Source organism: Archangium sp. Cb G35 (assembly GCF_001896145.1).
Classification (GTDB): domain Bacteria; phylum Myxococcota; class Myxococcia; order Myxococcales; family Myxococcaceae; genus Archangium; species Archangium violaceum.
This window is the reverse complement of sequence record NZ_MPOI01000005.1, coordinates 42,398-54,716: the sequence shown is the minus strand read 5'-3', so window position 1 is coordinate 54,716 and position 12,319 is coordinate 42,398. Positions and strand designations below refer to the sequence as shown.

At 67.7% G+C, this 12,319-nt stretch carries 11 protein-coding genes; 7 read left to right on the top strand and 4 right to left on the bottom strand.

Annotated features, from left to right (window positions below):
* Positions 1-93: 93 nt before the first annotated feature.
* Positions 94-1,020: a pirin family protein gene (locus tag BO221_RS16515; protein WP_073561436.1), complete on the top strand. Its 927-nt coding sequence runs from the start codon at positions 94-96 to the stop codon at positions 1,018-1,020.
* A 7-nt stretch (positions 1,021-1,027) separates the two neighbouring features.
* Here BO221_RS16515 and BO221_RS16510 read toward each other — a convergent pair whose 3' ends face one another.
* Positions 1,028-1,432, bottom strand: coding sequence for a hypothetical protein (locus BO221_RS16510; RefSeq protein ID WP_073561435.1), 405 nt, complete (start codon positions 1,430-1,432; stop codon positions 1,028-1,030).
* Positions 1,433-1,727: 295 nt separating this feature from the next.
* On the opposite strand from BO221_RS16510, the gene BO221_RS16505 reads away from it, so the two are divergent.
* From BO221_RS16505 to BO221_RS16495, 3 genes are read left to right on the top strand one after another with little or no spacing between them, the layout of a single operon-like run.
* A complete protein-coding gene (locus tag BO221_RS16505; protein ID WP_158079858.1) occupies positions 1,728-2,588 on the top strand; it encodes an MbnP family copper-binding protein in 861 nt (286 codons plus the stop codon).
* An 18-nt stretch (positions 2,589-2,606) separates the two neighbouring features.
* Positions 2,607-3,116 (top strand): hypothetical protein, encoded by a 510-nt coding sequence (locus tag BO221_RS16500; RefSeq protein WP_143195491.1) that lies wholly within the window; start codon positions 2,607-2,609, stop codon positions 3,114-3,116.
* Positions 3,117-3,132: 16 nt separating this feature from the next.
* Entirely contained in the window at positions 3,133-4,269 is a 1,137-nt protein-coding gene (locus BO221_RS16495) for a methanobactin export MATE transporter MbnM (protein WP_073561433.1), read from the top strand.
* Positions 4,270-4,277: 8 nt separating this feature from the next.
* Here BO221_RS16495 and BO221_RS16490 read toward each other — a convergent pair whose 3' ends face one another.
* Positions 4,278-4,679, bottom strand: a complete 402-nt coding sequence (locus tag BO221_RS16490; protein WP_073561432.1) for a hypothetical protein — start codon at positions 4,677-4,679, stop codon at positions 4,278-4,280.
* A gap of 72 nt (positions 4,680-4,751) precedes the next feature.
* On the opposite strand from BO221_RS16490, the gene BO221_RS16485 reads away from it, so the two are divergent.
* From BO221_RS16485 to BO221_RS16475, 3 genes are all read left to right on the top strand, one after another.
* Entirely contained in the window at positions 4,752-5,330 is a 579-nt protein-coding gene (locus BO221_RS16485) for a GNAT family N-acetyltransferase (protein ID WP_073561431.1), read from the top strand.
* Positions 5,331-5,408: 78 nt separating this feature from the next.
* Positions 5,409-5,981, top strand: a complete 573-nt coding sequence (locus BO221_RS16480; protein WP_073561430.1) for a DUF2911 domain-containing protein — start codon at positions 5,409-5,411, stop codon at positions 5,979-5,981.
* A 172-nt stretch (positions 5,982-6,153) separates the two neighbouring features.
* On the top strand, positions 6,154-8,868 hold the full coding sequence (locus BO221_RS16475) for a pitrilysin family protein (RefSeq protein WP_158079857.1): 2,715 nt from the start codon (positions 6,154-6,156) through the stop codon (positions 8,866-8,868).
* Positions 8,869-8,885: 17 nt separating this feature from the next.
* Here BO221_RS16475 and BO221_RS16470 read toward each other — a convergent pair whose 3' ends face one another.
* Together BO221_RS16470 and BO221_RS16465 are read right to left on the bottom strand one after the other, a co-directional pair.
* Entirely contained in the window at positions 8,886-10,283 is a 1,398-nt protein-coding gene (locus BO221_RS16470) for an FAD-binding oxidoreductase (RefSeq protein WP_073561428.1), read from the bottom strand.
* A gap of 83 nt (positions 10,284-10,366) precedes the next feature.
* On the bottom strand, positions 10,367-12,118 hold the full coding sequence (locus tag BO221_RS16465) for a hypothetical protein (protein WP_143195490.1): 1,752 nt from the start codon (positions 12,116-12,118) through the stop codon (positions 10,367-10,369).
* Between the last annotated feature and the right edge of the window lie 201 nt (positions 12,119-12,319).

Genomic DNA, 12,319 nt, shown 5'->3' with positions numbered 1-12,319 from the left:
CGATTCCACCCATGGAACAATGTGTCCCATGATTGACGGCTAACGCGGAACGGGCGATGGCCACAGGATGGGTGTCGTCAGGAGGAGCAACACATGAGCAGGGAAGACACGAGCGACACGAGGCAGCACCCCGAGCTGGAGACGCTCATCGTCACCCGCACGCGGGACCTGGGCGACGGGTTCGAGGTGCGGCGGGCGCTGCCCTCGGCGCAGCGCCGGATGGTGGGGCCCTTCATCTTCCTCGACCAGATGGGGCCGGCGATGTTCCGCTCGGGCCATGGGTTGGACGTGAGGCCGCATCCGCACATCGGCCTGGCCACCGTCACCTATCTCTTCGATGGGGAGATCCTCCACCGGGACAGTCTCGGGGTGGTGCAGCCCATCCGGCCCGGCGAGGTGAACTGGATGACGGCGGGACGAGGCATCGTCCACTCCGAGCGCACGGGCCCCGAGACGCGGGCCGCGGGAGGGAAGCTCTTCGGCCTGCAGGCGTGGGTGGCGCTCCCGAAGAAGTACGAGGAGACGGAGCCCGCCTTCATCCACCACGCCGCCGACACGATGCCCTTCCACGAGGGCGAGGGTGTGAGGATGCACCTGATCGCGGGATCGCTCTACGGCAAGCGCTCGCCGGTGAAGACGCTCTCGGACATGTTCTACGCGGATCTGGCGCTGCAGGAAGGCGCGGGCCTGGTGCTCCCGGCCGAGCATGAGGAGCGAGCCATCTACCTCGCCGAGGGCACGGTGGAGCTCGACGGGACGGAGTTCAACGCGGGCGAGCTGCTCGTGTTCCGTCCTGGGAGTGAGATCGCGGTGAGGGCTTCCTCGCCGGTGCGGATGGCCTTCCTCGGAGGTGAGCCGATGGACGGTCCGCGCTACATCTTCTGGAACTTCGTCTCGAGCTCGAAGGAGCGGCTGGAGGAGGCGAAGGCGGACTGGAAGGCCGGACGCTTCGCCCGGGTCCCCCAGGAGACGGAGTTCATCCCACTGCCCGAGGAGCCCGCGCCCGTCCGCTACCCGTAAGCGGGGGTTACTCCCCCGTCAGTTCCTCGAAGGATGGGAGCGGGGGCGCGGGAATCAGGAACCACATCTCCTTGCGCTGACGAACGACGAGATGGGGCTTACCAGCGACCTCCACACGAGCCCCGAAACGGGGCTCCGCCTGAGCACATAGCCACTTCATGGCCTCGGACATGTCTCCAAAGGAGGCCTCGACGCTCGTCACGCGTTCAGCGGCCTTCTCGACGTCCTGGAGATAATCCAGGAAGTCATCCAACCTTCCATTCAGTTGAATGAATTGGAGCCCCGCCGCGGCGGACTTGATGGCCGCGAGGTCCTCGGACGTACGAGCCTCTTCTTTCGCCAATCTTCCGAGCGCGCTGAGCGTGGTCCGCAGGTCGAACTTCCCGGATGCGCTCGATGAATCAGTGCTCATGAGGTTGTTCCTGCGTGGGTACGCAGGCACAGCGAAGCTCCAGGACAATCGAGGGCCCGCCGGCCCGGTCGGGGAGGAGGTTCCAAGGTACTACCCCGCACAAGCACCGTGCCTCCGTGAAGCGAGCCCTGCCTCTCGGGCTTTAAGAAGGTGAACAACTCCGGGAGTCCCTCCTCGGGAGCGGTGGCCCCATGGGACGATGCGACACAATGCCGCACGAGCGGGTGGATCCGCCCCTGCTATGGCTGGCATCACCTGCTCCGCTGGCCACGCCCAGCGCATTCCGAGGTGGAAGATGAAGCTCCTGAAGAGGCCCCTCCCGGCGCTGTTCCTCCTGTCCGCGCTCCCCTTCCTCCAGGCGTGTGGAGGCGACGGCTCCGCGGAGAAGAAGTTCTCCGTGCGCTTCAGCCCCCAGGTGGGCTCCCAGCCCCTGAGCTGCGCGGCCAGCTACCCCAACATCGGCAAGACGGGCACCACCATCGAGCTGCTCGAGTTCAAGATGTACGTGCGGGACGTCACGCTCGTGCGCGCCAACGGGGAGAAGCACGCGCTGAAGCTGGACCAGGACGGCACGTGGCAGCGCGACGCCATCGCCCTGCTCGACTTCGAGGACGGCACCGGCACCTGTGACACCGGCAGCCCCGAGACGCGCCTCGAAGTGGTGGGCCGCGCACCGGACTTCGATGACTACACCGGCCTCGAGTTCAAGGTGGGGCTCCCCGAGGAGCAGAACCACCTGGACGGCGCCACCGCTCCCGCACCACTCAATGCCCCGGGCATGTGGTGGAGCTGGAAGGGCGGCTACAAGTTCGTGCGCCTGGAGGTGCGCAGCACGAAGAACGCCACCTGGTTCTTCCACCTGGGCGCGTCCGGCTGCACCGGCAGCACGGCCGAGGGCTACACCTGCGCCTCCACCAACCAGTCGACCGTGGCCCTGAGCGGCTTCGACCCCGAGGCCAATCAGGTGGTGCTCGACCTCGCGGCCCTCTACGCCGACTCCGACCTCGACCACTCCGTGGACTTCAAGACGGACAACATCGCCGGCTGCATGTCGAGCCTCTCCGATCCCGAGTGCGCCGCGCTCTTCTCCCAGGTGGGCCTGACGGCGGATGGCTCGCCGCGGGAGGTGCCCGCCTCCTTCATCCGCGTCCGCTGAGCCGCGAGAAGGCACGCCATGCACGCCCCACTCCGTCCCCTCGCCAGCGCCCTATCCCTTCTCGCGCTGGCGGCCCTGACGCCCGCCTGTGACCCCGGGGACGATCCGCCCACTCCACCGGCCCCCGTGGAGCGCCCGGCCTCCCTGGACGTCCCGATGAAGAGCCAGCGCAACGGCACCAGCCACCGGGCGGGCGAGAACTGCATGGCGTGCCATGGGCCCAACGGCCTGGGGCCGGGCCGCTTCACCGTGGCGGGTACGGCCGTCACGGGCGAACGCCGGCCCAACCCCAACACCACCCTGCTCATGACCACGGAGCGCAACGGTGGAGGCACCGTCGTGCTCACGCTGGAGGCCGACACGAACGGCAACTTCTACACCACGGAGCCGGTACCGTTGCCGGACACGCCCCTCTTTCCGAAGGTGATGAACGCCACCTCCGAGGCCTATAATTTCATGCCCTTCTCCACGGCCTCGGGCGCCTGCAACATGTGTCACGTGGGACGCCTGCCCGTGTTCCTCGAGTGAAAGGAGTTCCTCCAGGATGACCTCACGAGCCCTGTTGTCGTGGAGCACCGCGGTGTTGTCGGTGCTGTTGCTCACCGCGTGTGAAGAGGAGAAGAAGCCCTATGCGTGGCAGCTGCCACCGGGCTTCCCCGAGCCCTTCGTGCCCGCGGACAACCCCATGTCCGAGGAGAAGGTGGAGCTGGGCCGCCACCTCTTCTACGACGAGCGCCTGTCCGGCAACGGCACCATGTCCTGCGCGGGCTGCCACGAGCAGCAGCGGGCCTTCAGTGACGCCAAGGCGACGCCCAGCGGCTCCACGGGGCATGCCGTCCCGCGCAACTCGCCCGGACTGGCCAACGTGGCCTACCTCGCCACGTACACGTGGGCCAACCCCGTGCTGGACACCCTGGAGAAGCAGGCGCTGGTGCCGCTCTTCGCCGAGACGCCCCTGGAGCTGGGCATGGGCACGCGCCTGGACGAGGTGCTGCAACGGCTCCGCGAGGACGCTCGTTACAAGGAGCTGTTCCTGGCGGCCTTCCCGGAAGACAAGGACCCCATCCACGAGGACAACGTCGTGAAGGCGCTCGCGTCCTTCCAGCGCACGATGATCTCGGGCAACTCGCCCTACGACCGGTACCTCCAGGGAGATTCCACGGCCCTGTCGGCGGCGGCCAAGCGGGGCATGGAGCTGTTCTTCGGCGAGCGCGCCGAGTGCTACCACTGCCACAGCGGGCCCCACCAGACGAACTCGTTCCGCTCCAAGGACACGAAGCTGTCCGAGCGGGACTTCCAGAACACGGGCCTCTACAACGTGGATGGCCTGGGCGCCTACCCGGTGAACAACACCGGCCTCTTCGAGTTCACCAACAACCCCAAGGACATGGGGCGCTTCCGGGTACCGCCGTTGCGCAACGTGACCCTGACGGCGCCCTACATGCACGACGGCAGCATCGCCACCCTCGAGGAGGTGCTGGACTTCTACATGGCCGGCGGCCGCGAGGTGACGAGCGGACCGCACGTGGGCGATGGCCGGACGAACCCGCTGAAGAACCCGCTGGTGCGCCCCTTCGAGCTGGACGCCCAGGAGCGCGCCGACCTCATCGCCTTCCTGGAGAGCCTCACGGACATGGACTTCGTGAATGATCCGAGGCTGAGCAACCCGTTCGACGGGTAGAGGCACGCTCAGGGCGTGGGCGGCACGAAGCTCTGCCCCCCCGCGCACTCCTCCTTGACGTCGGCCTCGGAGGTGTACTTCGGCGGGAAATACCAGTTGGTCTGCTCGGAGCCGTCACCATGGAGGGCCTGACAACCCCCCACGGAGCCGGTCACGTCACACCGTGCGTCCTCCTCGAAGACGCCGCCCTGGTTGACCGCCGCGAGGGTGTCGCAGACGTTCTCGAAGGTGATGAAGGACGGACCCTTGAAGCCGCGCAGGTCCGTGCACTGCGCCGTCTCCGGCCGCATTTCACACCGCGCATCGCGTGAGGGAAGGCCGTCGAGGAGACCACATCCCGGGAGCAACACGGACGAGGCGGCGGCGAGGGCGGCGAGCAGGAGCGGATTCTGGCGGAGGGTCCGATACATGAATTCCCTTTCACGGTTTCACGCACGCGGGGCGTGACATGGGGAGGACTCCGGCATTAAAGACCGGGCCCCATGACGCCGTCGACCGCGCCACGAACCTGCCTCGTCACGCGCCGCGAGGAGCTGGAGCAGATCCTCCAACTCCAGGCCGTCAACATGCGCGACCACGTCTCACCCGAGCAGGCCGTGAGCCAGGGCTTCCTCACCGTGGCCCATACGCTGGACGTGCTGGAGCGGATGCACGCGCTCGCGCCGAGCGTCATCGCGAAGGATGGCGAGAAGCTCGTGGGCTATGCGCTGGTGATGCCGGTGGAAGCACGCGCCTTCGTCCCCATCCTGGAGCCCATGTTCCAGCTCCTGGAGACGCTGAGCTGGCGCGGACGGCCGCTGCGCGAGTACCGCTACTACGTCATGGGCCAGGTGTGCGTGTCCGAGGCATACCGGGGCCAGGGCGTGTTCGACGCGCTCTACCGCGAGCACCGCGCGAGCTACGGGGCACGCTTCGACTGCACGGTGACGGAGGTGGCCACGCGCAACACGCGCTCGATGCGAGCCCACCTCCGCGCGGGTTTCGAGTCCATCAAGACCTACCGGGACGCCACGGACGAGTGGGCCGTCGTCGTGCTGGGCCTGCGTGACGACGCACGGTAGTTCCAGGGAATGAGCGGCCCGGTCCGGCGTTCCGGGGGCGCTTTCTCCGCTGTCTCTTCACCCAAGAGGGCATCACCCATGATGAACAACCGACTCACGCTCCCGACCCTGGCCGCGCTCGTCTTCCTGGCCGCGACCCCCGCGCTGGCGCAGAAGAGCATTCCGCCCGCGAAGGCTCCCGTCAGCCCCATGCAGATGGCGGCGAAGAAGCTGGATGACACCACGTACGTGAAGGTGACGTACCACTCGCCCCGCATCCAGGATCCGAAGACGGGCCAGAAGCGGGCCATCTTCGGCAAGCTGGTGCCCTATGGCGAGGTGTGGCGTCTGGGCGCGAACGCCGCCACGGAGCTGACCGCGACGAGCGACATCGAGCTCGCGGGCAAGAAGCTGCCGGCGGGCACCTACTCGCTCTTCACCATTCCCCAGGCGGACAAGTGGACGCTCATCGTCAACAAGGACGTCGGCCAGTGGGGCGCCTACAAGTACAACAAGGACAATGACGTCCTGCGCGTGGACGTGCCGGTGACCAAGAGCGCGGACACCCACGAGGCCCTCACCATCGCCTTCGACGAGAAGGGCAGCGCGCTGAACATCTCTTGGGAGAACACGCAGGTCTCCGTGCCCGTGAGCCCGGCCAAGAAGGGCTGAGCACACACCCGGCGGGGTGTTCGTCTCCGAGCAACAACACCCCGGACACCCCGCCAGCTGAATTTGGCCCCCCGGCCATCGCTGCCGTACAGTCACGCACATGATGCGTGTCCCGTTCAGTCGATGTGTCTGGATGGCCGTGGTCCTCAGTCTCGCTACCTCGTGCACCGGCATGCGGTCCGTGCGGTCGCCCCGCTTCGGCTCCTTGGAGCAGGGGAAGCGCGACTACGGGATCGACCACGGCATCGCGCTGATGCGCGCGAAGAACGGGATGCGGATCGCGCTGATGCAGGACACGCGCACCAACCTCGTCGGCGTCGATGTCCGCTACCTCGTCGGCGCCGCCGAGGACCCACCGGGGCGCACCGGGATGGCCCACCTCGTCGAGCACCTCCTGTTCACCGCGAGAGCCGAGCCCGGTGGCCCGACCATCTCGGACGAGCTCTCCGACACCGCGCTCTCCCACAACGCGTGGACCAATTCCGACGAAACGCACTACACGGCGATGGGGTTCGAGGATCAGCTCGCGAAGCTCGTCTCCATCGAAGCGCGCCGGATGCAGGTGACGTGCGACCAGATCGACGCGGCGACGTTCGAACGTGAGCGTGATGTCGTGCTCGCGGAGGACACCTGGCGCCACACGAGTCACGAGACCCTGCACGATGAGCTCATCGCCACGCTGTGGGGCAGGAAGCACCCCTATGGGCACCGGGTGAGCTCGAAGGAGATCGCCCAGGCGACGCGCGAGGAGGCCTGCGCCTTCATCGCCTCGCATTACGCTCCCGACCGGTCCATCCTCGTCATCACCGGCAACTTCCGCACCGAGGCGGCGATGAAGGCGGTGACCGCGGCGTTCGGCAAGCTCATGCGGCGCTCCACCGCTGGGCGCACTCCGGTCGAGCCAGCGGTTCTCATTGGCGAGACCTCGACGCACAGCGCCGACATCGACGAGGCGACCGCGTTCATCTTCTTCAACGCCCCGTCGTGGGGAACGAGCCAGTGGATGCAGCACGAGCTCCTCTCGGCGATGCTCCGCACCGAGCTGTACACCCTGGACGAACGTGAGGAGTGGATCACCGACGCGGGTGTCATGCAATTCGGCGGGGTGCGCGCGCCGCTGCTGACCGCGGTCGTCTCGGTGTCGGAGCCGGCGCGGCTCAACGAAGCGGTGGAGAAGGTGTTCGCCGCCGCGGCGACGCTCGTCAACGAGAGCAAGGAGGTCAGCGAGCCCGCCCGGGCCCGGCTCCGCACGCGCCTCGTCAGCACCTACGACGCATTCATGGGGGCCGGCTCCTGGATCGCCGACTTTCCCCAGTACAGCAGCCATGATGGGTTCTTCGTCGAGGAGCTCGCGGCGCTGGACCGCACGACGCTCGTCGAGGTCGCCATGTATGCGAACGCGACGCTGGATCGCACGCACAGCCACGTCGCGTTGGTCCGGCCGAGCGGGAAGCAGGCGCTCACGACCCGCGCCGAGGTCCCCACGCGCCGCCGCGAGCACGACCTCCAGCCCTGGCGCACACCGGTCGATCCCTCCGAGGCGAGCCGCCCGCTCGATACGCGCGTGTCGCGTGTCGCCAACAAGGTGGAGGAGATGATGCTGCGCAACGGGATGCGCGTGCTGCTCGCGCACGATCCCCACAGCCCGCTCGTCGACGCCCGGGTGGTATTCCCCTACGGCTCGGCGGCGGAGCCCGTCGATCGGCGGGGACTCGCGAAGCTGACCGCGCACCTGCTCGCGAATGATACCGCCCGCCTCTACCGGCGGGTCGACGCCGAGCGGATCGACTTCGCGCGAGAGCTCGGCACGCAGCTCGACACCGGCGTCGGAGAGCGGGCCACGGTATTCACGGCGCGCGGCGTCGCGACGTTCGCCGACTGGCACCTCTGGCGCCTGTTCTGGCTCCTCGATGCCGGCATCTTCCCGGACGACGTGGTCGCCGCGTTCCACAAGAGCCTCCGCGAATCCCACGGCAAGGAGGAAGAAGACGCGGATGCGCGTGGCGACGAGGCACTCCGGGCTCGCCTCTTCGGCGCTGGCCACCCGTACGCCCAACGCGCTCCCGGCACCGCGGAGCTGTTGAGTATCTCCATCCCCGAGCTCGAGGCGTTCCGCGAGAGCTACTACCGCGCCAACGGTGCCACGCTGATCGTCTCGGGCGGCTTCGACGTCGCCGTGATGAAGCGGACGATCGAGGAGCTCTTTGGTTCGTGGGACGGAGAGGCACCGCCCCCGCCCGTGACGGTGCCACCGGGCGCGCCAGAGAAGGGACCGGGCTGGGTGGCTGTCCTCGACGAGGACGCGACCCAGGTGAGCGTCAAGATCGGGTTCTCCACCACCTCGGATCCGATTCGCGACGTCGCCGCGCGCCAGGTGCTCCGCGCGATACTCGAGGACCGCGTGCGCGTCGTCCGCGAGGGGCTCGGCGCTACCTACAACGTCTCGGTCGACTACATCGGCGGCATCGGCGGTGGCGCACTGCTCGTCACCAGTGACCTCGAGCGGGATCGCTCCGGTAAGGCCCTGGTCGCGCTCGTCAACGAACTGGTGGCCGTGCAGACACGGGCCAGCACGCTCACCGAGGACTTCGTGCGCGCCCGGCGTCGCGCGCTCGGACGGGCGCTCGCTGACTCCGCCGGGGCCACCGTCCTCGCCAATGAGCTCGAGGCAACCGTGTCCATGTCACTGCCGCTGTCATTCTTCGACGCCCAGGTCTCGGAGATCACGGTGACGACGCCGGATGTGGTCGCCGCGGTGGCCGCCGCCGATCTCGCCAGGGAGCGGATGGTCGTCGTCATCCATGGCCCGCGCGACGCGGTCAAGGCCACGCTTGAGGCGGCCGACCAGCGGCTGGAGCTCGTTCAGCAGCTCGTCGTGGGCAGATAGCTGCTCGCCGGGGTCCCTCAGTGCACCGAGGCCCCGGCGCCGGGCGTCCGCTCCCGCGGTCCGAGCGCCGCCCGGCACGTCTTCGTGTAGAGATCGCGGAAGATGTTGTCCGGGTCCGTCAGTTGCTTCACGGCCTGCCAGGTCTCCTTGTTCCAGATGCTCCAGAAGGTCTGCTCGTCGTAGTAGTTGTAGGAGATGAGCGTCTTGGTGCCGTTGACCCGCTGCAGCTCGTCCTCGAATTCCTTGTAGACATTGCGGCCCGGCTGCTGCTCGAGCCCGTAGACCGCGAGGTCCAGGAACAGGGGATCCTTCACACCGGCCCACCAGCGGGGCGTCTGCCATTCGTAGTCCCGCATGCGCCGGTAGGGCACGCACCACACCGGGTAGAAGTGCATCTCGCGGTGGTACCAGTCCATGAACTCGGCCGTGCGCGAGAATGGAATGAACACGTCCACGATGACCGGCGGGTTCTTCTTCGGCAGGAAGCGGTGGAAGCGCTCCGCGGCCCTCAGCACGCTGTCCGAGTGCACCAGCTTGCCGAACAACGCCCGGCCCACGAGGCTCCTGGGCGAAACGTGGGTGACGCCCCGGTCGTAGCGGTAGAGGTAGTCGTAGAGCGTGAGGTAATCCTCCGCCCGGCGAGGGATGCTCTCGCAATACGCCTTGAGCCAGTCATAGCGGCTCACGTACGGGGCACGCTCCGCGAAGCGGCCCACGCACAACACGTGCTGGGCCGGAGAGAAGATCTGCCCGTCGAGGTAATCCACCTCCTGGGCGGTGAAGTGGCGCCAGATGGCCTGCTGGAAGGCCTCGAGCGTGGCGTACGTCTCGTACGTCACGTGCACGTAGGGCGCGGCGCGGATGAGCTTGAACTTCAGCTTCGAGAGCACGCCGAGCGTCCCGAACGAGCCGTGGATCATCTGGAAGACGAGCGGGTTCTCCTGCGGAGAGCAGCGCAGCACGTCTCCCTTCGCGGTGATGATCTCGTACTCCAGACACGTGTCGTGGAAGCCCCCCTCGCGGAAGGACATGGACTCGATGGAGCACCCCGCGACGGCGCCGCCAAGGGTGATGGTCTTGTGCTCGGGGACGATGATGGGCACGAGTCCGTGGCGCCACGTCGCGCGGACCACCTCCTCGAAGGTGACCGCGGGCTCGGCCGTGCACGTCATCGCCACGGGATCGATCTCGAGAATCTGGTCGAGGTCGCTCAGGTCGATCTTCTCGTCGCCACGGCGCTGGTCGTAGCGCTTGGGCACCTGATGCGGCGGCGTCTTCTTCTTGAAGGACACGGGCCGCGTGCTCGTCCGCCGCCGCAACTGCCGGGCAATCCGCTCGACCTTCGCCTCGTGAGGCGTTTCGCGTCGTGTGGGTTCCTCTGACGGGAGCACACCGGGCGCCGGGTCCATTTCCATTCCATCCCTCCGCCTTCTGAGGGTGGGGAAGCTCCCAACGCCCGGGGAGGCATGGCCCGCCCGGCCAGCCCTCGCCCGCCCGGTTACTCGGCGAGCGTGGCGCCCTCTTGCTGGAGCTGTTGGAGGACCTTTTCCTCGAACTCGCGCCCCTCGCCCCGGGCTTCGTCGGAGTCGCCGGTACGCACCAGGCCCGAATCCAGCAGACTGGAGAGTGCCTGGGAGGGCCCGGCCACCACATGCGCGACCTGGTCGGTCGTGGCCAATGAAATCCAACGCACGTCACTGCCCCGCGCCCGTGCCAGGGCATTGAGGAAGGTGAGCACCGCCTCCAGGTCGTACCAGTCCCCGTACGACTGAGCCTTGACCTCGTAGCGCTTGCCACCGCCCCAGGCGATGAGCCGATAGGAGCCCGTGCCAGCCTGTTCCTCCTCGAACATGGGAGGCACCTCCTCGAAGAGGACGCCCGACAGTGCGCCGGGAGCGAGCGCGGCCAGCTCTCGCAGCAGGGAGTCGTGCTCGTTGGGGAACTGGCCCGTCTCCACGTCGAAGACGAGGGCCCGTCCTCGATAGAGGAGCACCTCCTCGGCGGTGAGAGCGGACTCCTCGGCGATGAGCCTGCCCGGAACAGCCCTCAGGCCGAGCCCATCCAGATAGGCCCCGAGTGCCCCGGAGGCGGGAAAACGCGTGAGCGCGCGCACCGTGTCCCGCATCTCCTCCGGCAACGTCCGGGAGTCCCACGCCTTCGCCACTTCCACGGCCTTCTCGCGCGACAGTGTCGCGAGGGCTTCGAGGCAGCGGACCGCGTGCCAGTCCTTTCCAGAGAGCGCGCTGGCGCGGCTGGCGAGCAACTCGATGCGCTCGGCGCGCGGAACATCCTCCCGCGGTGCGAATTCGCCGGGAGAGAGCAGTTCCTGTCGAAACTGCTCGCGCGGGTCGGTGGGGACCTCCGGACGCGAGAGCTCGCCGCGTTCGCACAGGGGCTCACGACCCTGGGCACACAGGGACTGGAAGAGGGCGCGTGCCTTGGGGTGGCTCTGCCGGTACATCGCCGCCGCGAGGTCGTCTCGGAGCGAGGCCTCGGCCGCCCCGGCATGGAGCTTCAGGAGCGCTTCCGCCGCGCGCGGAGAATCCGTCTCACCGAGCAACATGGCGGCCATCCGGGCGTTGATGAGGAACGGGGCCTCCTTCTCCCGGCGCACCACCTCGGACGCCGCGCGCTCCAGCCTGGGCGAGAACGGCACGGGGGTGGAGGAGCGGAAGTCACGCCAGCGCCGTCTGTCCAGGTAGGAAACATAGGCGAAGGCGGGGGCCTCCTGCTCCTCGAAGAGGGCCTCCACCTCCGGCTCCTGGCACCGGGCGAGCCCGAACCACACCACCTCGCGCGCGGTGGCGGAGCGCTTCGCATCGAGCACGACGCCCCGCGCCCACGCGCAGCGCCCCATACCGCAATCGTAGAAGAGGTTCGCGTAGGCCCTGACGACCTCCGAGGCGCTGGTGCCCGAGGCCACTGCGCGATCCACTGATGCGACCAACCGCTCGCCCATGTCGGGGTCCCCCGCGCACAGTGCATCCGTCACGAACGAGAGAGGGGGATGCTCCGATGTCCAGGCGTTCTCCTCTCCCCGGCTGAGATCCGGCAGGGGTGCCTGGAAACGGGCGGGGACTTCGCTGTCCCGTACGTCCATCCGCGCGTAACGCCAGGGCTCCACGGGAGTCGACGCAGCTCGAGGCTCCGGACGTACGGTCGCCGCGCTCTTGCAGGCGTTCGTGCCGCAAGAAAGGGCGAAGAGCAGGAGCGTGAGCAGGGACATCCGCGAGAGAAGTGGGTGGTGCATGGCGGTGGCACCCTAACTCCGCGCGCGAATGCGCGGCGTCTTTCCAGCGATTCTGGAGAGGCCGCTTTCTGCTCCGCGTCATGACGAACCGCGTCGAGCCCCGCGTGCCGCGAGGAAGAAGCACATGTTTGACATGGTGATTTTTTGGTTGTTACTTTGTTCGAGAAGAAAACAAAGTTGCTCGAGGGACGTTGGGAGCAC

What these genes read in the sequence shown, in the direction of transcription:
- BO221_RS16465 (WP_143195490.1), bottom strand. Translation starts at nt 12,118, where the DNA reads ATGCACCACCCACTTCTCTCGCGGATGTCCCTGCTCACGCTCCTGCTC.
- BO221_RS16475 (WP_158079857.1), top strand. Translation starts at nt 6,154, where the DNA reads ATGCGGTCCGTGCGGTCGCCCCGCTTCGGCTCCTTGGAGCAGGGGAAG.
- BO221_RS16515 (WP_073561436.1), top strand. Translation starts at nt 94, where the DNA reads ATGAGCAGGGAAGACACGAGCGACACGAGGCAGCACCCCGAGCTGGAG.
- BO221_RS16490 (WP_073561432.1), bottom strand. Translation starts at nt 4,679, where the DNA reads ATGTATCGGACCCTCCGCCAGAATCCGCTCCTGCTCGCCGCCCTCGCC.
- BO221_RS16500 (WP_143195491.1), top strand. Translation starts at nt 2,607, where the DNA reads ATGCACGCCCCACTCCGTCCCCTCGCCAGCGCCCTATCCCTTCTCGCG.
- BO221_RS16485 (WP_073561431.1), top strand. Translation starts at nt 4,752, where the DNA reads ATGACGCCGTCGACCGCGCCACGAACCTGCCTCGTCACGCGCCGCGAG.
- BO221_RS16470 (WP_073561428.1), bottom strand. Translation starts at nt 10,283, where the DNA reads ATGGAAATGGACCCGGCGCCCGGTGTGCTCCCGTCAGAGGAACCCACA.
- BO221_RS16510 (WP_073561435.1), bottom strand. Translation starts at nt 1,432, where the DNA reads ATGAGCACTGATTCATCGAGCGCATCCGGGAAGTTCGACCTGCGGACC.
- BO221_RS16505 (WP_158079858.1), top strand. Translation starts at nt 1,728, where the DNA reads ATGAAGCTCCTGAAGAGGCCCCTCCCGGCGCTGTTCCTCCTGTCCGCG.
- BO221_RS16480 (WP_073561430.1), top strand. Translation starts at nt 5,409, where the DNA reads ATGATGAACAACCGACTCACGCTCCCGACCCTGGCCGCGCTCGTCTTC.
- BO221_RS16495 (WP_073561433.1), top strand. Translation starts at nt 3,133, where the DNA reads ATGACCTCACGAGCCCTGTTGTCGTGGAGCACCGCGGTGTTGTCGGTG.